22 protein-coding genes are annotated in these 22298 nt (G+C 39.0%); 11 read left to right on the forward strand and 11 right to left on the reverse strand.

Going from position 1 to position 22298, the window contains the following annotated elements; all coding sequences use genetic code 11:
* Positions 1-1326: an SLC45 family MFS transporter gene (locus tag EP1X_RS04280; protein WP_055282027.1), complete on the reverse strand. Its 1326-nt coding sequence runs from the start codon at positions 1324-1326 to the stop codon at positions 1-3.
* A gap of 140 nt (positions 1327-1466) precedes the next feature.
* Between EP1X_RS04280 and EP1X_RS04285 the strand changes: the two genes are divergently transcribed.
* The 7 genes from EP1X_RS04285 to EP1X_RS04315 all read left to right on the forward strand — a co-directional run bounded on the left by EP1X_RS04285 (position 1467) and on the right by EP1X_RS04315 (position 8028).
* The gene (locus EP1X_RS04285; protein WP_055282029.1) at positions 1467-2216 is read left to right on the forward strand and encodes a ParA family protein; all 750 of its coding nucleotides are present in this window, start codon (positions 1467-1469) and stop codon (positions 2214-2216) included.
* Positions 2213-2521, forward strand: a complete 309-nt coding sequence (locus EP1X_RS04290; protein ID WP_055282031.1) for a hypothetical protein — start codon at positions 2213-2215, stop codon at positions 2519-2521. Before EP1X_RS04285 ends, EP1X_RS04290 begins: the two co-directional genes overlap by 4 nt.
* Positions 2522-2614: 93 nt before the next feature.
* A complete protein-coding gene (locus EP1X_RS04295; RefSeq protein ID WP_371180423.1) occupies positions 2615-3379 on the forward strand; it encodes a glycerophosphodiester phosphodiesterase family protein in 765 nt (254 codons plus the stop codon).
* 52 nt (positions 3380-3431) lie between these two features.
* Positions 3432-4916, forward strand: a complete 1485-nt coding sequence (gene glpK / locus EP1X_RS04300) for a glycerol kinase GlpK (RefSeq protein WP_055282035.1) — start codon at positions 3432-3434, stop codon at positions 4914-4916.
* Between the two features lie 21 nt (positions 4917-4937).
* On the forward strand, positions 4938-6428 hold the full coding sequence (locus EP1X_RS04305) for an NAD(P)/FAD-dependent oxidoreductase (RefSeq protein ID WP_055282036.1): 1491 nt from the start codon (positions 4938-4940) through the stop codon (positions 6426-6428).
* On the forward strand, positions 6425-7669 hold the full coding sequence (locus tag EP1X_RS04310; protein ID WP_055282038.1) for an NAD(P)/FAD-dependent oxidoreductase: 1245 nt from the start codon (positions 6425-6427) through the stop codon (positions 7667-7669). Before EP1X_RS04305 ends, EP1X_RS04310 begins: the two co-directional genes overlap by 4 nt.
* Positions 7666-8028, forward strand: coding sequence for a DUF1667 domain-containing protein (locus EP1X_RS04315; RefSeq protein ID WP_055282040.1), 363 nt, complete (start codon positions 7666-7668; stop codon positions 8026-8028). The genes EP1X_RS04310 and EP1X_RS04315 overlap by 4 nt, the downstream gene beginning before the upstream one ends.
* Here the strand turns inward: EP1X_RS04315 and EP1X_RS04320 are convergent.
* The 9 genes from EP1X_RS04320 to EP1X_RS04360 all read right to left on the reverse strand — a co-directional run bounded on the left by EP1X_RS04320 (position 8020) and on the right by EP1X_RS04360 (position 15586).
* Positions 8020-8751: a hypothetical protein gene (locus EP1X_RS04320; protein ID WP_055282042.1), complete on the reverse strand. Its 732-nt coding sequence runs from the start codon at positions 8749-8751 to the stop codon at positions 8020-8022. The genes EP1X_RS04315 and EP1X_RS04320 overlap by 9 nt on opposite strands.
* Positions 8748-9548 (reverse strand): hypothetical protein, encoded by an 801-nt coding sequence (locus EP1X_RS04325; protein WP_055282044.1) that lies wholly within the window; start codon positions 9546-9548, stop codon positions 8748-8750. Before EP1X_RS04325 ends, EP1X_RS04320 begins: the two co-directional genes overlap by 4 nt.
* A 72-nt stretch (positions 9549-9620) precedes the next feature.
* Positions 9621-10496 carry a lipoprotein gene (locus tag EP1X_RS04330; protein ID WP_055282045.1) on the reverse strand — a complete coding sequence of 292 codons (876 nt, stop codon included), beginning with the start codon at positions 10494-10496 and terminating at the stop codon, positions 9621-9623.
* 74 nt (positions 10497-10570) lie between these two features.
* Positions 10571-11089 (reverse strand): hypothetical protein, encoded by a 519-nt coding sequence (locus EP1X_RS04335; RefSeq protein WP_055282047.1) that lies wholly within the window; start codon positions 11087-11089, stop codon positions 10571-10573.
* Between the two features lie 10 nt (positions 11090-11099).
* Positions 11100-12839, reverse strand: a complete 1740-nt coding sequence (locus tag EP1X_RS04340; protein ID WP_055282049.1) for an OPT family oligopeptide transporter — start codon at positions 12837-12839, stop codon at positions 11100-11102.
* Between the two features lie 331 nt (positions 12840-13170).
* Positions 13171-13377: a hypothetical protein gene (locus EP1X_RS04345; protein ID WP_055282051.1), complete on the reverse strand. Its 207-nt coding sequence runs from the start codon at positions 13375-13377 to the stop codon at positions 13171-13173.
* On the reverse strand, positions 13374-14081 hold the full coding sequence (locus EP1X_RS04350; protein WP_055282053.1) for a PrsW family intramembrane metalloprotease: 708 nt from the start codon (positions 14079-14081) through the stop codon (positions 13374-13376). Before EP1X_RS04350 ends, EP1X_RS04345 begins: the two co-directional genes overlap by 4 nt.
* 52 nt (positions 14082-14133) lie before the next feature.
* On the reverse strand, positions 14134-14814 hold the full coding sequence (locus tag EP1X_RS04355; protein ID WP_055282055.1) for a metallophosphoesterase: 681 nt from the start codon (positions 14812-14814) through the stop codon (positions 14134-14136).
* A 100-nt stretch (positions 14815-14914) separates the two neighbouring features.
* Positions 14915-15586, reverse strand: coding sequence for an HAD family hydrolase (locus EP1X_RS04360; protein WP_055282057.1), 672 nt, complete (start codon positions 15584-15586; stop codon positions 14915-14917).
* 133 nt (positions 15587-15719) lie between these two features.
* Here EP1X_RS04360 and gcvPA point away from each other — a divergent pair, with 133 nt between their 5' ends.
* From gcvPA to EP1X_RS04375, 3 genes are all read left to right on the forward strand, one after another.
* Positions 15720-17075 carry an aminomethyl-transferring glycine dehydrogenase subunit GcvPA gene (gene gcvPA, locus EP1X_RS04365; protein ID WP_055282058.1) on the forward strand — a complete coding sequence of 452 codons (1356 nt, stop codon included), beginning with the start codon at positions 15720-15722 and terminating at the stop codon, positions 17073-17075.
* Between the two features lie 10 nt (positions 17076-17085).
* On the forward strand, positions 17086-18585 hold the full coding sequence (gcvPB, locus tag EP1X_RS04370) for an aminomethyl-transferring glycine dehydrogenase subunit GcvPB (protein ID WP_055282060.1): 1500 nt from the start codon (positions 17086-17088) through the stop codon (positions 18583-18585).
* A gap of 71 nt (positions 18586-18656) precedes the next feature.
* The gene (locus EP1X_RS04375) at positions 18657-20024 is read left to right on the forward strand and encodes a TldD/PmbA family protein (protein WP_055282062.1); all 1368 of its coding nucleotides are present in this window, start codon (positions 18657-18659) and stop codon (positions 20022-20024) included.
* Here the strand turns inward: EP1X_RS04375 and EP1X_RS04380 are convergent.
* Entirely contained in the window at positions 20004-20624 is a 621-nt protein-coding gene (locus EP1X_RS04380) for a hypothetical protein (protein ID WP_055282064.1), read from the reverse strand. The genes EP1X_RS04375 and EP1X_RS04380 overlap by 21 nt on opposite strands.
* Before the next feature lie 84 nt (positions 20625-20708).
* Between EP1X_RS04380 and EP1X_RS04385 the strand changes: the two genes are divergently transcribed.
* A complete protein-coding gene (locus EP1X_RS04385) occupies positions 20709-22010 on the forward strand; it encodes a TldD/PmbA family protein (protein ID WP_055282066.1) in 1302 nt (433 codons plus the stop codon).
* Positions 22011-22298 lie beyond the last annotated feature (288 nt).

The raw sequence follows: 22298 nt of genomic DNA on the forward strand, positions 1-22298 counted from the left end.
TCAGTCCATATCTGGGATTAATTCATAGACATCCTCAGTTTTTCCTTTTATGTCCCCTCTTTTGACAAATTGTACCGTTACTGCAGCTAATATAAAGAACACAGCGGCAAATGGAAGTAAAGTGTTGTATCCGATAACATCTAGGAACGCACCAGCTAGAGGGGGAGCCACAAGATTTGCAGCCTGGCTGAAGAAATAATAAAGTCCAGTGTATCCTCCAAGTTTCTCTTCTGTTGTCATGTCTACGACCATTGGTAATGAATTGACATTTATTAAGGCCCAGCCAACGCCTCCAAAGAAGAAGAGGAGCATAAATCGAAGGACTATTGGATCGGTAAGAGCACTACTAGATGGTTTTGAGGTTTCTCCAAGATAGTACGCTGTTAACATAACAAGTGTTACAAGTATAAGACCACCTGTGATGGTCTTCTTCCGTCCAATACGTCCACCGACAAATCCTGCTGGAATTGCAAAGATCATAAAACTTAGAGAGACAACACCCATTAGGAATGCTCCAGTACTTTCCGCAATACCGAGGTGGTATTTGGCATAGCTTGTGAAAAATGTCTCCACTGAATTAAATGCAATAAACCAGAGGAATATTGAAGTAAGTATGAAAAGCAGGCTCCTTTCTTGACTAATAAAAACATCCTTTAGGTTTTCTTTTAATTCTCTAAAGCTCTTTTTTGAGGTTTCTTTAATTAATTTCCTAATAACAATCTTCTCGCCGGGTACTCGGAATTCTTCTGGTTCTGGTACAAAGAGAATCACAAGGAGATTTGCAAGAAGCATTATGGCTGCTCCTACTATGAAGGGATATGCATAGTTCATATCATAAAGTACCTTTCCTCCAAAATATGCCAGTAATGCTCCAACTCCACCCATAAAATTAATTATGCCATTCGCTTGGCTTCTTTTTTCGCTTGGAGTTATATCGGGCATAAATGCTACAACAGGAGATCGGAAAAGAGCCATAAAGAAATTCATAAGAACTATAACTCCCATAAAAAGGGCAATATTCTCATATCTTCTTGCGAGTGGGATCAATGCGAACATTAAAGCTGCTGAAGGAGCTCCAATGAGAATATACGGCTTTCGTCGCCCAATTTTAGTTCTTGTCTTGTCACTTAATGCTCCTAGGAACGGAAGTAATAAAACCGCAAATAGATTATCGATGGTCATAATAAAGCCTGTAATAGTTTTGCTCATCTGAAATGTGTCTTGCAAGAAAATCGGGATATACGCATTATACAAGGACCATATAATACTTATTCCAAAAAATCCAAAGCCCAGCAGGAAAATACGTCTATAACTAAACCATTTCATGCACTCACCTCCTTAGTGCATTAATGCATTAAATACGTACGGTGATGAAGGTTATTATCCTTTCGCCTATTAAGGTATAAGATTTAAGTTATAACTTATAATTCTCAAGATTTATAACTTCTAACCGCCTTAGGTTTACTATGCCCGTAATAAGTATTGCAAATCAGAAGGGTGGAGTGGGAAAAAGTACCACTGCAATAAACTTATCAGCAGCGTTAGCACTGAAAGGGAAAAAAGTTCTCCTCGTGGACATGGACCCACAAGGGGCTACTACTATCGGCTTGGGACTTAGAGAAGCTACACCAACAATCTATAATGTAATAATAGACGAAGCAGAAATGGAAGAAGCCATTATAGAGACATCTATAGAAGGTCTTCATTTAATTCCAAGCAACATAGCATTAAGTGGTGCTGAAATCGAGCTTAGTAGTCAAATAGGGAGAGAATATATCCTCAGAAATAAACTTGCGCAAATCAGGGATCGTTATGACTATGTAATTATTGATACACCTCCTTCATTAGGGGTACTTACGATGAATTCTTTAGTCGCAAGCGATGAGGTTATAATCCCCATACAAGCCGAATATTATGCTCTTGAAGGAATTGCACTGTTGTTAAAGGCAATAAGGTTAGTTAGAGATAGGCTAGGGATCCCTCTTGAAATCAGAGGCTTTCTAATAACAATGTTTGACAGAAGAACTAACCTCTCTAAGGAAGTTAGAGAGGAAGTAAAAAGAACTTTTGGAGAAAAGGTCTTCAAGACTATGATTCCCAGAAATGTCAGGCTTGCAGAAGCTCCATCATATGGAAAACCTATATTCCTCTATGCTCCTGATAGCAGAGGTGCTAAGGCATATATAAAACTAGCCGAGGAGGTTGATGGTAGATGAAGAAAAAGGCTCTCGGACGGGGATTAGAAGCACTTATTTCCGAACCTCTTCCAATTGAGGAAAAACCTAAAGAGAAAACAAAAACAGAGATTCAAGAAGGTGTATTAATGTTAAGCGTTCAAGAGGCCCTAAAAAATCCAAGAATAACATTATGGTCACCAGAAGCTACTGCAGTTCTTCGATATCTCAGAAAGACCGTCCCAGAATTCAGCATATCCAATGAAGCAAGTAAACTGCTTGAAAAAGCCATAAAAGAGAAATATCCAGAAATATGGGAGTCCGTTGAGAAGCATATGAAAAGGTAAAAGCTATTTTACCTTTTAACTTTTAAATTATAAGCACATAGAAATTTTGGTCTCTATAAAAAAGGTTTTAATGGTGAGAGAGTTACTTTCAATTTGGCGATAAATATGTCCAGATGGGACGTGAAAAGGGTATTGGTTCTTGGCCATAGGGGTTCAATCGGAAAATATCCAGAAAATAGCCTCTTGGCTTTTGTTGAAGCTGTTAAAGCAGGGGCAGATGGAGTAGAACTTGATGTGTGGTTAACTAAGGACAGAAAAGTCATAGTAATGCATGATGAAACTATAAACAGAACGAGTAACATGAGCGGGAAACAAAAAGAGATGACCCTAGAAGAGTTACAAAAAGCAGATTTGGGAATGAAACAGAGGATACCAACTCTAGAAGATGTTCTTGAAACCCTTCCTAAAACCGCTCTTGTGAATATTGAGGTCAAGGATATTGAAGCTGTAAGCGAAGTTTTAAGAATTATTAATGAGTTCAATGCTGAGGAAAGAGCAATGATCTCCTCTTTCAATGTAAATGCACTGAAATTGACCAGAGAGATGAATGAGAGGATAACTCTTGGCCTACTGGTGGGAGACGAAAAGATTATGCCTTTAATCCCAAGACTCAAAGAGGAACTTAATTTGTATTCTGTAAACGTGCCGATAGATGGAATATCTGTACTAGGTTTTGAAAGATTTAAGACAGCTTTAATGTGGCTCAGAGGTTTGGGAGTTAAGATTGCACTATGGCCTGTGGAAGAGGAGATATATTACAGAAAAGACAATCTCAAGAGACTTAAAGGCCTCTTTGATATTGTAATAACTGATGATCCAGAGAGAATGTTGAACTACTTAAAAGAGATTGAAAGTTAAAAAGCGTGAAGCTTAAATATTTTTAACCTCTATTTTCTTTCTTGGTGGTATTATGGAAAAGTTCATCTTGGCTCTTGACGAGGGTACAACCTCTGCTAGGGCAATGATTTTTGACAAGGATAGTAATGTTCTTGGGAGCGGCCAATATGAGTTCCCCCAGTATTTTCCAAAGCCCGGATGGGTCGAACATAATCCGGAAGAAATATGGAATGCCCAAGTTGCTGCTATAAAAACTGCACTGAAAAATGCCAAGATAGGGCCTGAAAAAATAGCTGCCATAGGAATTACAAATCAGAGAGAGACTACAATAGTTTGGGATAAAAATGGAAAACCCCTGTATAATGCTATTGTTTGGCAGTGTAGAAGGACCTCCGAGATGATTGAAGAAATAAAGCATGAATATGGTGACATAATAAAAGAAAAAACAGGGCTTGTTCCAGATGCTTATTTCTCAGCAAGCAAACTTAAATGGCTTCTCGATAGTGTACCTGGTCTTAGAGAAAAGGCTGAGAAAGGAGAAATCAAATTCGGAACAGTAGATAGTTTTCTGATTTACAAGTTAACTGGTGAACATGTGACAGATTATTCCAACGCTTCTCGTACAATGCTTTTTAACATAAAAAAGCTTGAATGGGACGATGAACTCTTAGAGCTATTTGATATCCCGCATTCTCTTTTACCTGAAGTTAAAGAGTCAAGTGAAATCTATGGGTATACAAAGAAGGAGATATTTGGTCATGAGATTCCTGTAAGTGGAGATGCTGGTGACCAACAGGCAGCATTGTTTGGTCAGGCTTGCTTTGAGGAAGGAATGGTAAAAGCCACTTATGGAACAGGGAACTTTATTTTAGCCAACACTGGAAAGATGATTCTTTATTCCGATAATTTGCTTACTACAATAGCATGGGGCCTAGATGGAGAGGTTAACTATGCCCTTGAGGGAAGTATCTTCATTACTGGTGCAGCAATACAGTGGTTAAGAGATGGGCTAAAGATAATCAGAAACGCCGCAGAAACAGAAAAACTTGCAATAAAACTGTCATCAAATGAAGGCGTCTATTTTGTTCCTGCGTTTGTTGGATTGGGGGCCCCTTATTGGGATCAGTATGCAAGAGGTCTAATAATTGGAATTACCCGTGGTACTACAAGAGAGCACATCGCCAGGGCAACTCTTGAAGCGATAGCATACCTCACAAGAGATGTACTAGAGGAGATGGAAAAGTTAATCCAAGTAAAAGAGCTTCGTGTTGATGGTGGTGCAACAAAAAATGACTTTTTAATGCAGTTCCAGGCGGATATTATAAACAAGAACGTGATAAGGCCAGTTGTGCAAGAAACCACTTCACTAGGAGCTGCATATCTTGCGGGTCTTGCTGTAGACTACTGGGAGAGCCTTGAAGAGATAAAAAACCTATGGAAAATTGAAAGAACTTTTGAACCTGTAATGAGTGAAGAAAAACGAAAACGCTTATATGCCGGATGGAAGGAGGCCGTAAAAAGGGCACTAGCATGGGCAAAGGTTGTTGAAGGGCTTTAACCAAGCAATCGGTGATGGGTGATGAAACGAATCAAAGTGGCTATAATTGGTGCAGGGATAAGTGGAGCTAGTATTGCACGTGTCCTCAGTAGATATGATAATCTTGAAGTGCACTTGATAGAAAAAAACTCTGATGTTGGTTGGGGTGTAACTAAAGCAAACACTGCCTTAATTCATGGAGGATACGATGATGATCCAAAGAAATTCCCACTACGAGCAAAATTATGTATACAAGGAAATCGTATTTGGCACCAATGGGTAAAAGAGCTAGAGATTCCTCATATATGGAACGGAGCTTTGATAGTGGCACTAACAGAGGATGACTTTGATGAGCTTGAGACTCTTTTAGAGAGAGGTATTAAAAATGGTGTTCCAGAAATGCGGATTGTAGACAAGGAGGAAGCACTTTCTTTAGAACCGGGTCTTAATCCAAAAGCTCTTGGAGGTCTTTGGATTCCAATAGTGGGCCAAATAGGCCCAATTCCAGCTGTTGTTGCAATGGTGGAGAATGCAGTTAGCAATGGTGTGAAATTACATTTGGAAACAGAAGTTAAAGGGATAAAAGTTGAAAATGGAGAAGTTAAGGGGATAGAGACTAACAATGGTCTTATAGATGCTGATATAGTTATAAACGCTGCTGGTCTTTACGCTGATGAAATTTCTAAGATGGTTGGTATAGATTATTTCGAGATTCACCCAAGAAAAGGAGAATACTGGATCTTTGACGAGGATGTGCCGGGACCTAGGAGAGTACTCTTTCCCACACCCACTCCAATAAGCAAAGGGGTTGTAGTAACAACAGAGATAAGTGGTCACCTTATGATAGGCCCAAATGCTCAAGACTTGCCAAAAGAAGAAAAAGAGAACCTTGCAACTACAATGGAAGGTCTAAACGAGGTTTGGGAAAAAGCAAAAAAGATATGGCCAAATTTACCTCCAAAAAGTAAAGTTATTAGAACCTTTGCAGGTCTGAGGCCTGAGCCTAGTGGTGGAGACTTCATAATCAAAGCAGAAGAAGAGGTTTATGGATTTATCAATGTAGCAGGGATTCGCTCACCAGGTCTTACAAGTGCACCAGCAATAGCTTATGAGGTTAAAGAGATAATAGAGTGTGACCTCGGGATAACACTTACTGAAAAATCTCATTGGAATCCATATAGGAGAGATATAACTCATTTTTTCATGACTCCCAGAGAGGAAGCAAACCGGCTTATAGCTACTAATAATTCTTACGGAAAGATAGTGTGCAAATGTAACAAAGTTAGTGAAGGGGACATCTTAGAGGCAATTGAAAGAATGAAGTTCATAGGAGTTAAAACTCCAAGCATAGATTCGGTCAAGGTTAGAACAAAGGCAACAAGTGGTACCTGTCAAGGAACCTTTTGTAAGGTTAGAATCGTCCAGATACTGGCAAGAGAATATAAAGTAGAACCCTGGAAAGTTACGTTGAAGGGAAAGGGAAGTGAGATTGGAGTTGGAGACGTTAAAGTTCTTCTTAGGAGGGCCTCATGATGGAGAGTTATGATGTCATTGTCATCGGTGGTGGACCCGCAGGTTTAGCTGCAGCAGTCAAAGCAAAAGAGCTTGGTTTAGAAACTCTCCTCCTTGATGAAAATGAGTTTCTTGGGGGCATTTTGCCTCAATGTATTCACCCCGGATTTGGTATTCATTACTTTAAGGAAGAGCTCACTGGCCCGGAATTTGCACATCGGTTTATAGAGAAGATAAAAGATGTTGGAGTAAGATATCAAACAAGTACATATGTCTTGAATATTGAGAACTACTCAGATTTGGAGAAAAAAATCGTCTTCTCTTCTCCTAAGGGAATTAAAGAAGTATGGACAAAAACGGTAATCTATGCCGCGGGAGCAAGAGAGAGGCATGCTTTTGAAATAGGTATCGTGGGGGATAGAGTTGCTGGTATTTATACTGCTGGGGAAGCTCAGACACTTATGGATATTTATGGGATAATGCCAGGAAAGGAAATCGTTATAGTAGGCTCTGGGGATGTTGGTCTGATAATGGCACGTCGATTTGCTCTTGAAGGGGCAAAAGTTAAAGCGGTTATTGAGCTAATGCCTTATCCTGGAGGATTAGCAAGAAATGTAATGATACTCCGAGACTTTAACATTCCATTATACCTAAGCCATAAGGTAGTTGAAGTCAGGGGCAGGGCACGAGTTGAAAAGATTAAAGTCGTTAAAGTCGATGAAAACCTTAAAGAGATTCCAAAAAGCGAATTTTGGATTGACGCAGATACTCTTCTGATTTCAGCAGGTTTGGTGCCAAATGTAAAGCTTCTTCAAAGAATAGGGGTAGAAATAGATCCCTCAACCGGCGGACCAATAGTAAACGAACTCTTAGAAACTACAGTACCAGGAATATTTGTTGCAGGTAATGCTCTCTTAATAAATGACCTTGTGGATTACGTTGCAGAACAAGGAGAATTAGCTGCTTTTGGAGCAAAAGAATTCATTGAAAATGAAGGAATACCATCAAAGAGGTGGATAAAACTAGAAAACGGCCAGAACATAAGACTTCTTGCTCCTCACTATCTGAGTGGTGAAAGAGATGTCTATGTATATGCTAGGGTTTCAACTCCAATGGAAAACGTCAAAATAGTTTTTCCTGAGATAAAGAAGGAACTTAGATTTCCTATACTCAGGCCAGCAGAAATGCTCAGAATTAGACTTAGAGCTGAAGAAATTAGAAGGGCAGAGAAGAAGATAACTATGGAGGCGATTCCCCAATGAGACACCGCCTTACTTGCATTGTATGTCCTTTGGGCTGTCTCATAGAAGTAGAAGTGGAGAATGACAGAGTAACGGAAGTTATAGGTTACAAGTGTCCGAGAGGTAGGGACTGGGCAATTAACGAGATAATCAACCCAAAGAGAATCGTGATGAGTGTAGTAAAAGTGAAAAATGGCAAATTGCCAACGGTTAGTGTAAAGACTACTAAACCAATTCCCAAAGAAAAGATACCTGAACTTATGAAGGTTTTAGCACAGATTGAGATTAAGGCACCGGTAAGAGTTGGTCAAGTAATCCTAGAAAACCCTTTAGACTTAGAAACAAAAATAGTCGCGACCAGAGATGTTGAGTCAGTTTGATCTCTTTCTTATTCTTAGAAGCCACTCTGGGGTCAAATAGGAGTATGTTATATTTCCTCTAACGACTGAAGTTGCTCTTTTTGTTATATTTGAGTGCAGGTTTATTGTGATTGTTGTTATGTTCAAGAAAACTCTAACTGGAAGAGCGTCATTTACCCATATTATTCCAGTTAAATTTCCAATGTACTCATAGTATTCACCCTGCGTTTCCTTACTATATTTAACTCTGAAAACGTAGAGGTTGCCATCTTTTTCAATCAACTTTACGCTCCCGTTCTTTAGAAAAAACGACAAAGTGTGAAGTGGCCATGCAAAGTGGCCCTCAATAAAAGTAGTAATATTTTCCGAAGAAACAATAGATTCAAGCGGATTCTCTTTAGTTATGTTCTCGAGTATCTCTCCTTTGTTTTTTCTAAGTTGATGGTGGTAGTATTTTCCATCAAAAACAGCTGTCCTGTAGATCTCTATTAATTCTTCATCAAAATTATAGGTCATTATTTCTTCAAACCCTTCACGTCTCTTTAAGTTCATGCCTCCCGTCATAATTTGAGTGAATGTTTCCGATTCGATTATCCCGATATTTGTAGAATAGAACTCATATTGGTATTCATTTACTTCTTCCATTGCTCTTAGGACTTCTTCTATTGAAGGGGCTCTTTCAAACGTAAGACATCCAGAAAAAAGAATTAGGGTAATTAAAGCTACAAAGAATGACTGCTTCATTCAATCACCTTTTTAATCCATTCTGGTCGTTTATAGTCATATGTAATTTCAAAACTTGCTGAGAATTTTGACGTCGAGGTAGTGTTTGTAGCGAATATTTCAAAAATAGTTATGCCTTTGATTTCACCTTTTATGGGCAAATTGTCCTTGACCCAAATCCTTATGAACCCTTTACTTGTTTTTCTATATTTCATAGCTTCATAGTATGCTCTTTCAGCTTCGCTGACGTTTTCAGGTAGAGATGGCTCATATACTGTAGTAAAGTTGAATGCAACTAAATATATACCATCTCCTTTCGCAACTTCGAAATTTGTTGCATTATTAAGGGCTTTTTTGATAAAGTAGAGGGGATTTCTGGGCAACTCTGCCCCCTTAAGAAGCTCATACTTTAAGTCTTCTGGTGTTTTAATGTGAGGAGAAAGTCCATCCTTAAGTTTTTCAAAATATTCTTGGATAGTGGTATTCCCACCACCTTTTTGGATTACATTTCCATTCTTCTCTATGGCGTATGAAAAGTACATGAAATCTCCGAGGATTGTCTCATTAATATAAGTTATATCCTCTCTAATGACTTTAGTCTCCCAAAATGCTTCTTCTCTGTCATAGTTAAAACCTCCCTTGGAGTATATTGTGACATTACTAAATTGGGTCTTCTGATGATACTCAATTGAATAGCTGTACTTATCCACATCTTCAATTTCCTCAATGAGCGCTTGGGGTGTTGGTTCCTTTTGAACACAAGCAGAAAAGCTAGTTATCACAAGGAGAATGAAAGCTACTACAAAGGCTTTCTTCATAATCCTCCACCGAAATATATTACGATATTAACATACTTATTCTTTTCGGTTTAAAAATGATAAAAAGAAAATCTATTCAACAATTTTCTTGACCCACTCAGGTCTTTCATACCTATAGCTTATTTCAAACTTTACAATGGCTTCTGTTGTAGTAGTGCTATCCAATCCAGTATAGCTTGTTGTTCGTTTTATCTTTATTTCCCCTTTTATTGGCAGATTATCCTCGAGCCATAGTTTCCCTGTACCTTCAGTTTTTATGTGTTTCTCTATAGAATCTAGATTAACCATTTCTTCTTTTGTGAAAGCGAAAGTCACTATATAATTGCTACCCTCTTTACTCACTTCAAAGGAATCCGCATTGCTAAGAAGATCACGGATATAGTACAGAGGGTTTCTAGTAGGATCGGCACCTTTGAAAAGCCATTGTTTAAATTCTTCAACAGTTTTTATTTCCGTACGGCCTTGAAGAACCCGTTCAAAGTATGTTTCTATAGTCATGCTTGTGCTCTCTTGTTGTACTATCTTGTTGTCTTGTTCTACAGTGACGGAATAATAAATGGAATTACCCCAGACAACCTCATTAGAATAAGCTACTAGATCTCCACTTAAAGAGGTAATTTCCCAAAATGCCTCTTCCTTAGTGAAGTCAAATCCCCCTTTAGAATTTATTCGGGTATCACTTTTGGGTATCGTAGAATACTCAGCAGTAAATTGATATTTCTCAACACTTTCAATGGCATTAATTAAATCCTCCTTATTTAAAGTTGGCATCATGGCTTCAGTTGTGGTTGTTTCTGGTGATGTACTTGTGGAGCTTTCACTTATGGTCGGCTGAGTTGTTGACGTTGGTGTTTCACTTTTAGAGGGGGAAAGGGTTTCTTTTGAAATACACCCAGAAAGACTGATTATTATAAGAAAAACCAATATTAAGCTAAAAAATTTTCTCACATTGTCCACCAAAATTATTTTGAGCTTCTAGGTATTTATTCCTTTTGTTGTAATAGAAAGCAAAAGAAAAAGAATCAGAGCTTGGAACTTAAAAGTTTTGAAGTCTCTTTAAGCTGGGAATATCCAGACTCGAGATAGGTGTCTCCTTCCTTTACATATCCATCAGCATAGGCACTCCATGCTCTGTTTAAGTGTCTCTCTGCCTTGCTGAAGCTTGTCATGACTTCCCCATAAAACCTGATGCCTTCAATTCTAAGTGGTTGGGCCTTCTCTGCAAAGGTCTCTAAAGTTTCAAGGATTTTTCCTAAGTGTTCTCTTGCCTTTTCTAAGTCCTTCTCTTTTTCTTCCATTATTTTTTCAATCTCTGCAATAGCGTTCTCCAGTGTTCTCTTGAGTTCTTCTTTTCCACCTTTGCCTTGAGCAGCACTCTGGTGGAGCTCTTCTTTCTCTCCTTGTCTTCTGAGCAATATTCCAACTCCCATGATAGCTAAACTACCTCCAAGTGCTGTCCAAAGTGGTGGATTTCTAGCTGAGGCTATAGCTCCTCCAACCAGTCCAATTGTGAGCATTATATTTCCGATAAATTTCTTCATTGTTATCACCTCATGGGTGTAGTACTCCAGCTACAGTGAGCACTGCAAATAGTAATGTCATAGCAGCTTCTCCAACCATCAAACCTGCTGCAAATGGAAGGACTTTCTCAACGATGAATTCGTAACCCTTCTTTCTCTTTGCAACCTCGTTTACAACACAGCCAATTCCGTACGGAATGATATAGAGCATTGGAAGGTACATTGAGAGTCCTACTAGTACTCCAAGTCCGGGAACTCCGCTAAGTGATAGAAGGAACCCAAGTAGTCCACCTGCTATGAACTTGTCTATTGGTACACTTCCACCAAGTACTGCTTCTACCATTGACTTAAGGGCCATGGCCTGAGGAGCTGGAACTTTGTCGTTTCCAATTCCATAGGCATTCCAAATAAGACCAACAACTGTTAGTGCGATTATTGGGCCTAACCAGCCAGTTAGGAGCTCAACCTTTTGTTGTCTTGATGGAACCGCACCTACCATGTGTCCAGTCTTAAGGTCTTGCATCATGTCTGCGGCTCCTGAAATGGCCACACCAACTGTTGCACCCATCAGGATTGTAAGTGGGACGTTCTTGTTGGTTAAGTAGAGAAGTATCATAACTGAGACGAGAGACAAACCTGAAACTGGACTCCAGTCAGTCATTCCAGTGGACATTGCTACGAGGAGTGATGCAATGAAGATCCATGCGACCCCGATGAGTGCTGTGAGGAGGCTTCTTCCTAGGCCCAGGTTTCCGAGCTTGTAGGCTGTTACTAGAAGCAAGACAAAGGCAAATATAGCGCCCCCGATTAAGTAATGGATTGGAAGTTCTTCGTTGTGCCCGTTCTTGTCTTTAAACTTGCTTGCTTGTGCAAGACTTTTCATAGCTACTGCAATGACAGGTAGAGAAAGTATCAAACCAGCTATTGACCCTCCAAGGAGCATACCAATACCTAGTGGTCTTGTCATTGTGCCATATACATAACTACTTATTGCACTTCCTTGAACATCTGCTGGAATCCACCCAAGGCTCTTGACTACTGGAGTTATAATGTAGTAAGAGAGCACACCACCCGCAAGAACTATTAGACCATTTCTTCCTGTAATTAAACCCATACCAAATACCATGAGTGAGAGAGCAATTGTTAAGTTGACCCATTCTGGGAGATGAAGTGCTGCTCCTAAGTCCACAACTTCAGGTATAACATGTGGCAACCCAAAGATTGGGAACTGCTGAATGAGATAAATTACTGCGCTAAGAACCATACCAAAAAACAAAAGCCTTGCCTTTTCTATTCCACTTCCAGGAGTCTTAAGTATAGTAGCAACTGCAGTCCCTGTTGGGAACCTAAGTCTGTCTATTTCGATCATCTGCTTTCTAAGTGGGATTATGAATGTTATACCTAAGATGGCTCCAGCTGCAGTTGCTAGGAAGAAGTACAGGGTATTTATCTCCTGATGGAGTGACATTATGTAAAGTGCTGGGATTGTGAAAATGACACCTGATACTGAGATATTAACTGCTGAGGCAACTGTCTGGACAATATTATTCTCTACTACCGTACCTTTCTTTAGGATACCTCTAAGAATTCCCCAACCTACTATTGCCGCTATGGCAGAGCCTCCTGAGGTAAAACCCATAATCATACCAGCATAAGTAAAGCTTGCAGCCATGAATGCTCCCCAAAGAACTCCTAAGACTATCGCAGCAGGTGTTACTTCTCTATAACTTTCTTCCCTCTTTGCGAGAGCTTGTCCAGCATATCTCTCCATTTTTCAACCCCCTGTACATTTTTGTACATGTTGCTCATGTCCTATACTCAAGATACAAAAGCAAGACATCTTGTCTTTTTTGAACATATAAAGTTTTTCAGACCGTTTAAATCCATTGAAGAGAAATAAAACTCAGCAGAACCACCAAAAAAGCAGTTATGTAGGACTTTTATCATGAAACCCATGAAATGCACAAGATGCCAGAGAAAGTTACGTGAATGTAACTTCACTAATAATAATGTTCATTAGTATACAACATCTAGAAAAAATATTCTATAGATTGCCAGGTCTAATCGAAAAATTTTCGAAAAAGGTAAAAACAAATTTAGTTTTAAATACTCGTAAATTTCTGCAAAAAAATCTTGAGGTCTGTCTTAAAAGGTTCCTCTGTGTTTTGAATCTCTCTCTCCAGCAGATTAATAAAACTTTCTTCATCCTGAGTTATCGAACTTAGTTCTCTAATTTTTTTCTCTAACTTTTCATAATATTCAATATAAGGCCTCGTTTCAAAGAGTGCCTTTTCAATCTTTTCTATCATGTTTCCTTACCTCCTACAAACCAATACCACCATACTTTTTCAAGATCTTCTCGTTGGCCCAATATTATGAAATATCGTACTAAGGCTATATTTATGAAAATCAGCAAGATCGTGAAAATATAGTATGAGGGAATAGTAATACTAAGAAACGCAAAATAGTCCCAAAGGAAGTGAAGTAGTATTGCTAATGCAAAGTAACTAGAAAGTGTTTGAAGTTTACCTTCGGCCTTTAATCCATAGCCCACTCCTATTATTGCGCTCCATGTAGCATGAGCAAATGGGGTCAAAAAGCCCCTCACTATAGTAGCTCCAACCCCAAAACCAATACCATATAAAAAGTTTTCAGTTGCTGCAAAACCCAAGCCGGCTGCTACACCATAGACTACTCCATCCATAATCCCATCCATTTGTCCAGCTTTAAAAGGGAATCTAATGGCCAGAGCTTTCGCTGGTTCTTCTACAATACCCGCTATTAATGCCATTGAGAAAGCAGTTGCCGGTAAGAGGGCATATCCAAACTCACCTTCTACTAGGAAGGCCTCTAAAACCATTGCAACGCCAACTGAAAGTGTTGCTCCCAGGAGGAATGTGGCAATTACGAATCTTTTGGGCTCTGGCTCGTATTTATCCTCATGATAGAAATACCACAATAATCCAAGAGCAGGAGCATAAGCAAAGAAGACTATCGTGCTAAAAATATCCATGTTATCACCAAAAGAATTAACTTCATTAAGAATTTTAAACTTTTGTGATTATTCACATTCTTCGAAGGGCCTCTACTAGTTCACTCAGCTTTCCAAAACTTAACAGTTCTGTCTCTAAGGGAACAAGAACTTCAAAGAGTGCGGAATTTAGGTCTCTTAGAAAGGGAGAGACTATTTCCCTGAGAATGTCGTTTCCATAGGCCCAAGGTGAGAATGCAGGAAGGACTACTAGGTCCTCGCCCTTCAAAAAAATAGGTACCTTTATCAAGGCTCCTACTTCATCTCGCAACCTTATTGACGGATGCTCATGTCCTATAATGAATCGGTCGCCTTCTACAAGTTTATGACCATGAACAACTTTCCACTCACTAATCTCAATCTCGTCCAGAACCTCAATTCCCAAGCTTTTTATCCAAAATATACCTACATCATGATTTCCCCGTATTACAATTATCTCTCTTACTAAAGGCAAAATTTCACTAAAGAACGCCTCAACCTCGATTTTTTCTCGTCTAAATGGGACAAAAGAGTGCTTGAGATCGCCATTTATGATAAGCCTTTTGGGTCGTTCCCTTAATACTAAACCTTTAAGCAAAGTGAGCATTTGATTAAAAGCTTTTGGAAGATAGATACCTTCTTGAGCCAAACTCTCTTCGTAACCTAAGTGAAGATCTGCTATTATCAGGTTGTCTTTAATTTTGATAGCTTTCTGGGGAAGAAGTTCTATTTTCATGGTAACAGATTATACAAATGTGTTTTTAAATTTTCAATCTGACTTCCTCCCCACTCTGAACGGCGAGGCTTTCAAAAGAGAAAGTAAAAAGTTGAGAAAATTAAATACCTCGTTTTTGCTTTACTCGTTTTACTACGTCAAAAATATTCCAGAGATCCTGGATTACATGGAGATGGGGAATTTGATTTAAAACCTCTTCACTTGCATATTTTGCTGTAGGAGGGAAATAATACCATACATACTCAGTATTCTCATCCCCACGGCCTATGAATCTCCATGGCTTATCATCTACCCATATAAATACCTCATCTCCATACCTCTCCCTAATAAGCTGAAACGCTTCACAAAGGGTTATGTCTCTTCCAAAGACTATTATATCGTCAAAAAGCTCATAAAAACCACCAATTTTTAGTCTATACTCTTTCATTCCATCTAAAAAGTCCTCAGCGGAGAAGGAAATAACTATATGTCCTTCTTCTCTAAGTTTCTTTAAAACGTCTTTTGAGTCATCTATGGGTTTTGAAAGCTTAGCCCTCTCCTCAAACCATGTACGCGCAAATTTAGTTTTAAAAAACATTGGTTGTTTTATTCTACCAGAATGTTTTCCGAACTTAGGCCTTTCAAAGTAAAGTTCTAATTTGGTAAGTATAGTAGCCCAAAAGCCTTTGAATGGAAGCCAAGGAAAATGTTTCTCTAGGGCCCTTCTGAAGGCTTCATTTATAACTGAATAACTGTCAACAATTGTACCATCAAAGTCAAAGCCAATTATCATTAGTCTTTCCCCCTATTCTTGTTTGACTCCTCACATTAACCAACTATTACCTACCTTTAAGTTTTGCTCTCCATAAAGCATATATTTTAGTGCGACGAAATGTTTAGATGATGATTTCAAAAAGGTGATAGAAATGGGGAGACACTATATCCCAAACTCAGCCCATAAGGAAGAGATGCTCAAAGAGATCGGGTTCAAGAGTATCGAGGATCTCTTTTCAGATGTGCCTAAGGGATTCGTAAAGGAGTTCAATCTTCCAGAAGGCAAAAGCGAATACGAAATCTTTCTTGAGATGAATGAGATACTCAACAAGAACAAGACTATTTTAGAGATGCCCACTTTCCTAGGTGCTGGTGCGTATTTCCACTACGTACCTGCTCACGTAAAGTATCTCATTGAGAGAAGCGAATTCATAACTTCATATACTCCGTATCAAGCCGAAATAAGTCAAGGAATGCTACAGGCCCTTTTTGAATACCAGAGTTTAGTTGGAGAACTTGTTGGTCTAGAAATAGTTAATGCTTCTATGTATGACTGGGGAACAGCCATGGCTGAGGCAGCGTTGATGAGCGCTCGTGTTACGAAAAAGGAGAAATTTATAGTTCCAACACATCTCCATCCCGAAAGGAAAAAAGTTCTTCACACCTACACTGCAGGACCGGGTCTTGAGATTGAGTACGTCAAGTGGAATGAGAGAGGACAATTAGATGTAGAGAATCTTAAGGAAAAAGTTGAAGGCGCAGCAGGAGTTTACGTTGAGATTCCAAACTTCTTTGGATTGATTGAGGAACAAGTAAAGGAAATTGGGGAAATTGCTCATGATGCTGGGGCTTTATTTGTAGTTGGTGTTGATCCAACTATTCTTGGGGTAATTAAAGCACCAGGAAACCTAGGAGCGGATATTGTCGTAGGAGAAGCATCATTTTTAGGCAGTGCCTTAAACTTTGGAGGTCCAAGGGCAGGTATTCTGGCAGTTAGAAATGACAAGAAATTGATTAGACAAATGCCTGGAAGAGTAATAGGGATGACAAAGGACGCAGAAGGAAAGAGAGCATTTGTCATGACCTTACAAACCAGGGAACAACACATTAGAAGGGCCAAAGCAACCTCGAACATCTGTTCAAATGAAGCTTTAGTGGCTGTTGCAGCAGCGATACATATGGCGACACTTGGACCAAAAGGCCTACAACAACTTGGCGAGATAATTTTAAAGAATACAGCTTACTTTAAAGAGCGTATAAGTGAAGTAGCTGAGATTCCTTTTGATGGCATCAATTTCAAAGATGTACTTGTTAGATTCGAGGTACCTTATGACATAATTCATGAAGAGCTTTTAAAGAGAAACATTCACGGGGGCTTCTACTTAAGACCTCACTTCCAGGAGTTGGGAGAAAGTGCATTGTTTGCAGTAACTGAGACTACAAGAAAAGAATGGATCGAAATTCTAATCGAAAATCTAAAAGAAATAATAAACATGGCGCGGTTATGAGGTGATAAAAATGTTTAGACAAGCAAAATGGGAAGAGCCCCTTATTTTTGAGCTCTCTAAACCTGGAAGGGTCGGTTTCACACTTCCAGCTCCTATTGAGGATATCAAAATTCAAATTCCAGAGTATTTGAAAAGGGATCAACTAGAATTGCCCGAATTAAGTGAACCAGAGATAGTTAGACACTATACCCGACTTAGCGAAATGAATTATGGTGTGGACAGTGGCATGTACCCCCTTGGCTCATGTACTATGAAATATAACCCCAAGATTAATGAAGAGTTTGCAAACCACCCAAAAGCAACCCTTATACACCCATATCAAGATGAAAGAACAGTTCAAGGTGCTCTACAAATAATGTGGGAACTTGAACAGTGGTTAAAGGAAATTACTGGAATGGATCGTTTTACTTTGCAGCCAGCTGCTGGAGCAAACGGTGAATTTGCTGGGGTCATGATAATAAGAGCTTACCACCTAGACAAAGGAGAAACGCAAAGAAACGAAATAATCGTGCCGGACTCTGCTCATGGTACAAACCCTGCAAGTGCTGCTATGGCTGGATTTAAAGTTATAGAGATTCCTTCCAATGAGCAGGGCATGGTAGATTTGGAGGCCCTAGAGAATGCAGTTAGTGAAAGAACTGCAGGGATAATGCTTACAAATCCGAATACTCTTGGGATATTCGAAGAGGATATCCTCGAAATAGCAAAGATAGTTCACAAAGCTGGAGGTTTACTTTATTATGATGGCGCAAACTTAAATGGGATATTAGGAAAAATAAGACCTGGAGACATGGGATTTGACGTTGTCCATATAAACCTCCACAAGACATTTTCAACACCTCACGGAGGAGGAGGTCCTGGAGCTGGTCCTGTTGGAGTAAAAGAGCATCTTGTAGAGTACCTTCCAGTACCACTCGTCGAATTTGATGGAGAAAAATACTATCTTAATTACGACCTTCCAAAAAGTATTGGGAAAGTTAAGGAATTCTATGGAAATTTCACTGTCCTAGTTAGGGCCCTAACCTATCTCAAAATGATGGGAAGAGAAGGGTTAAAAGAAGTCTCTGAAATTGCTGTTCTCAATGCCAACTATCTTACTCAAAAGCTAAAGGGAACCAAAGGATATGAACTACCGCACAAAGAGCTGAGAAAACACGAAGTAGTATTTTCCGCTGAACCAATGAAAAAAGATACTGGCGTAAAGACTTTGGACGTAGCAAAGCGCTTGCTTGACTTTGGGCTACATGCACCAACGATTTACTTCCCACTAATAGTCCACGAAGCTTTGATGATTGAGCCAACCGAAACAGTAAGCAAAGAAGATCTTGATGCTTATGTTGAAGCCCTTAAGCAGATAAGCGAGGAGGCTTACACTAACCCTGAAATTGTAAAAACCGCACCCCACAACACTGCTGTTAGACGCGTTGACGATGTTTTAGCAGCTAAGAAGCCCATAATTACATGGCGCATGTACAAACAACTAAAGGAGAAAGGAGAAGTAGATTACTAACTTTTCTTTTTTCTTTAGATATCTCCAAAAAGGATATAAACAAATCTTAGTCTCTTCTTTCGGGAAGGACTATGGAGATTGAGACACTTGTCCGAAAAGCTGAAAAGCTTGCTACGAAGTATAAAGTCAAATATTATGAAGTAAGGATAGCTAAGATAAATGCCACTCACATTGAAATGCAAAACTCCCACTTTGAGGATATCTCTTCTAATATAGAGATTGGTATTGGAGTAAGAGTTTTTGATGGTTCTTGGGGCTTTTCTTCAGCAAATGATTTAAGGAGAGCAGAAAAAGCCCTCGAAGCTGCAATGAAAATTGCAAAAACAACTAAAGGGAACTCAAAGATTTATCTCGGTGACCCTCTCACAGATGAAGCTGAGATTAAAGTGAAAAAATCATTTCTTGACATAGACTTGGAGGAAAAAATAGAACTTTTGAAAACTCTTGATTCTCTCCTAAAAGGAGATCATATTCCTAATAGGAAAATAACTTATGGGGATGGTATAAAAGAGCAGTTTTATTTCAACTCTCTTGGAAGTGAAATCAAAACTGTAGTCCCTAAGATTCGATTAAGTTTCTCTGTTACTGCGAAAGAAAATGATGATATGCAGACTTACTGGAAAGTCTTTGGAGGAACAACAGGCTGGGAAAGTATAGAGAATATAGATCTTGAGTATTGGGCCTCTTTTGTAAAGAACAAAGCAACGTCACTTTTACAGGCCAAATTACCGCCCTCTGGGGAGTTTGATATAATTATGGATCCCGAACTTGCAGGTGTTTTTATCCATGAGGCTTTGGGCCATGCAGCAGAAGGTGATGCGATCAAAAATGGAGAGAGCATTTTAGAAGGGAAACTTGGTCAAAATATAGCAGTAGATGAACTAACCGTTGTTGATGACCCAACGCTTAAGAAAAAGTTTGGATCTTATATCTATGATGATGAAGGAATAAAAGCAAGAAAAGTTGAGATTATAAAAGATGGAGTTTTAAATGAATACCTTTTAGATAGAGAAACTGCAGCATTCTTTGGAACCGAATCAAATGGGCATGGACGGGCCCAAAGCTACAACTACCAGCCATTAGTGAGAATGAGTAACACATACATAGAGCCGAGAGACTGGAACTTTGAAGAAATGATTGAAGAAGTCAAAAATGGTCTGTATCTAATTGGAGATAAAGGAGGACAAGTGGATATCGCTAATGGAACATTTATGTTTGGAGCTAAAGAAGGATACCTAATTGAAAATGGCAAGATTAAGTACCATATAAGAGATGTCGCTCTTTCAGGAAAGATTCTGGACATTCTCAAGAACATAAGGGGTATAGGAAAAGATCTCGAAGTAAACTTCCCAGGTTATTGCGGGAAAGGACAATGGGTTTCAGTCGATGATGGGGGCCCACATATATTGACTAGAGCTTTAGTGGGAGGTCTTCTCTAATCCCCAGATTTTCACCTCTATTCTTGCCCAGCTCTTCCATCCGTTTTCTCCAAGGGCAACTATGTAGATGTAATACATCTCACCAATTCTCACATTTTCTGTCTTTATTTTTATTTCAAAAGTCGCATTTTTGTTTTTGGAGATAGTGGTCTCTTTTGGAAGTATCTCGACACTTATATTTTCGACTTTTCTAAGTTTGCTTTGAACAAAGCTCCAGCTGTTTGAAAAGTTTGAGTCTCCTAAAAATGCTTTAAACTCGACGTTTCCTTCGTAATAACACTCTTTTTGATTCACAGTGTATTTCTTGGCAACTAAGAGCCCCTTGACATTGATAGTGTTGTTAGGTGGCATGAGAAACGCTAGGCTTTCTTCTAAACGCTCATGCTCATCGGTTAAATTGAAAAAGATGTTCTTTGCATTAAATTCTCCGTACCCTGGCCTGATACACGATACTTCGGAGATCTCTTGGGAGGAGGACATAGTCTCTGAAGATTCTGGAGCAAATGGCGTAGATTCCGAAAGAGATGAAGTTGCTTGTAAACATCCGCTTGAAAGAATTATGAAAATTAAAACAAAAGGTATAACCCTCATTTCTTTCATATAAGATAATTTCATTAAAGATATATATACCTTTCTCACCAAAAAACTTTAATTCTACGTCGGTTAGCAAAAAACGGTGAGAAGATGGTAGATGAACTCATTAAAATTTTAAATCGTGAGAACATCGAATGGGAGGTTTATTGGGAAGTTGGAAGAGGGAGTTCTTTTAAAATTGAAAAATGTAAACTTGAAAGAGCTCAAAGAAAATATCACTCTGGAATTGGGCTTAGGATAGGATACCATGGGAAACAAGGATTCTCGTACATAACGGGTATAAATCATGACAAAAAAACCCTTGAAAATTTTGTGAAGAGGACAATAAAGCTTGCGAAAGTGGGCGAGGTTAAGTTCCATGGCTTTCCAGACAAAAAGCCCATTAAAAAAGTTCGCGGAATTTATGATAAACGGATCAGTAATTTGACTTTTGAAGAGGCCTTTGAATTGGGAAAAGAGATATCCCAAAAGGAACAAGAGCTGAGAAATAAATTTGGTCCTGAATATACATTTTCTGGAAGACTTGCATTTGGCTTTGCTAAGGATGGAATAATCAATTCGAATGGTATTAGCGAAGAGGAAGAAGGTACCGCAGTGAGCTTTAGCATCTACATAGTTAGGAAAGGTCGCCGAACTGGGACGGGAGATTATTACAAAGGCTCTAGACATATGATAGACTTCGAAAAAGAGCTTGAAACTGGCCTTGAAAAGGCTTTGGAAGAAGTTAAGCTCAGTTATGAGGCCCGAAAACTTGAACCTTATGAGGGAGAGCTTGTATTAGAGCCTCACTCAGTGGCATCACTGGTAGGATTATTTCTTTCAAATTTAAGGGGAGATAGTATCTATTATAAACGAAGTAGGTTTAAGGAAGTAGGGGAGGAAGTCGCGAGTGAGGCATTTACCCTGATCGATGATAGTACTCTTGAGGGGAAATTAGGAAGTTACTCATTTGATGGAGAGGGCAATCCTAGTCAAAGAACTATTTTAGTGAAGAATGGAGTGTTATCGTCATTTATTCTAGACGAAACTTATGCACGCCTTCTTGGAATGGAAAGCACGGGAAATGGTGTAAGGGACTTTCGAACGCCTCCTCATATTGGTACAAGCAACATAGTAGTAGAAGGCAAAGAGGAAGATTTAGAGGCTTTTGAAGGTATAGTTGTAAAAAAAGTCTTTGGAGAACATACTGCAAACCCAATAAGTGGGGACTTTTCACTAACGGTAGAGCTTGGATATCTTGTAAAAAATGGAGAAAAAATTCCATTTAAAGACAACATGTTTGTGGGAAACATCTTTGAGCTTGTGAAGTCGATACGAGCCGTTGGAAAGAAAAAAGAAGAACTTGGCGCATTCATCTCTCCCAGGATTCTAGGTTTCGGAAAAATAGTGTGAATAACCTTCTTGCCCTTCAGGATGAGGCTTTTAGGTGATAATATGAAGAATTTACTCCATTAGCGGCTCAGGAGGTTGACCCTCATCATTTCTCAGATACCCTAGAGTTCCTCATTGCCTAAAAATGGTTTTAGAAATAGAAGTTATAAAATTTTGTATCAAAGATTCTAGCTTAAAGAGCAAGGCTTTCCAAAGGGCAAAAATAAAAGGAGAACTATGTGTTGTTTGCCTTTTTCTCTAAATACTCTTTGATGCTCTTTGCAGCCTTTCTCCCATCTCCCATTGCTA

Source organism: Thermococcus sp. EP1, from assembly GCF_001317345.1.
In the GTDB taxonomy this organism is placed as follows: Archaea; Methanobacteriota_B; Thermococci; order Thermococcales; family Thermococcaceae; genus Thermococcus_A.

Excerpts from the sequence above, each read along its gene's own strand:
- EP1X_RS04385 (WP_055282066.1), top strand. The coding sequence starts at position 20,709 with ATGGTAGATGAACTCATTAAAATTTTAAATCGTGAGAACATCGAATGG.
- EP1X_RS04345 (WP_055282051.1), bottom strand. The coding sequence starts at position 13,377 with ATGATAGAAAAGATTGAAAAGGCACTCTTTGAAACGAGGCCTTATATT.
- gcvPA (WP_055282058.1), top strand. The coding sequence starts at position 15,720 with ATGGGGAGACACTATATCCCAAACTCAGCCCATAAGGAAGAGATGCTC.
- EP1X_RS04340 (WP_055282049.1), bottom strand. The coding sequence starts at position 12,839 with ATGGAGAGATATGCTGGACAAGCTCTCGCAAAGAGGGAAGAAAGTTAT.
- EP1X_RS04280 (WP_055282027.1), bottom strand. The coding sequence starts at position 1,326 with ATGAAATGGTTTAGTTATAGACGTATTTTCCTGCTGGGCTTTGGATTT.
- EP1X_RS04360 (WP_055282057.1), bottom strand. The coding sequence starts at position 15,586 with ATGATAATTGGCTTTGACTTTGATGGTACAATTGTTGACAGTTATTCA.
- EP1X_RS04350 (WP_055282053.1), bottom strand. The coding sequence starts at position 14,081 with ATGGATATTTTTAGCACGATAGTCTTCTTTGCTTATGCTCCTGCTCTT.
- EP1X_RS04355 (WP_055282055.1), bottom strand. The coding sequence starts at position 14,814 with ATGAAAATAGAACTTCTTCCCCAGAAAGCTATCAAAATTAAAGACAAC.
- EP1X_RS04285 (WP_055282029.1), top strand. The coding sequence starts at position 1,467 with ATGCCCGTAATAAGTATTGCAAATCAGAAGGGTGGAGTGGGAAAAAGT.
- glpK (WP_055282035.1), top strand. The coding sequence starts at position 3,432 with ATGGAAAAGTTCATCTTGGCTCTTGACGAGGGTACAACCTCTGCTAGG.
- EP1X_RS04375 (WP_055282062.1), top strand. The coding sequence starts at position 18,657 with ATGGAGATTGAGACACTTGTCCGAAAAGCTGAAAAGCTTGCTACGAAG.
- EP1X_RS04310 (WP_055282038.1), top strand. The coding sequence starts at position 6,425 with ATGATGGAGAGTTATGATGTCATTGTCATCGGTGGTGGACCCGCAGGT.
- EP1X_RS04325 (WP_055282044.1), bottom strand. The coding sequence starts at position 9,548 with ATGAAGAAAGCCTTTGTAGTAGCTTTCATTCTCCTTGTGATAACTAGC.
- EP1X_RS04320 (WP_055282042.1), bottom strand. The coding sequence starts at position 8,751 with ATGAAGCAGTCATTCTTTGTAGCTTTAATTACCCTAATTCTTTTTTCT.
- gcvPB (WP_055282060.1), top strand. The coding sequence starts at position 17,086 with ATGTTTAGACAAGCAAAATGGGAAGAGCCCCTTATTTTTGAGCTCTCT.
- EP1X_RS04315 (WP_055282040.1), top strand. The coding sequence starts at position 7,666 with ATGAGACACCGCCTTACTTGCATTGTATGTCCTTTGGGCTGTCTCATA.
- EP1X_RS04380 (WP_055282064.1), bottom strand. The coding sequence starts at position 20,624 with ATGAAAGAAATGAGGGTTATACCTTTTGTTTTAATTTTCATAATTCTT.
- EP1X_RS04305 (WP_055282036.1), top strand. The coding sequence starts at position 4,938 with ATGAAACGAATCAAAGTGGCTATAATTGGTGCAGGGATAAGTGGAGCT.
- EP1X_RS04335 (WP_055282047.1), bottom strand. The coding sequence starts at position 11,089 with ATGAAGAAATTTATCGGAAATATAATGCTCACAATTGGACTGGTTGGA.
- EP1X_RS04290 (WP_055282031.1), top strand. The coding sequence starts at position 2,213 with ATGAAGAAAAAGGCTCTCGGACGGGGATTAGAAGCACTTATTTCCGAA.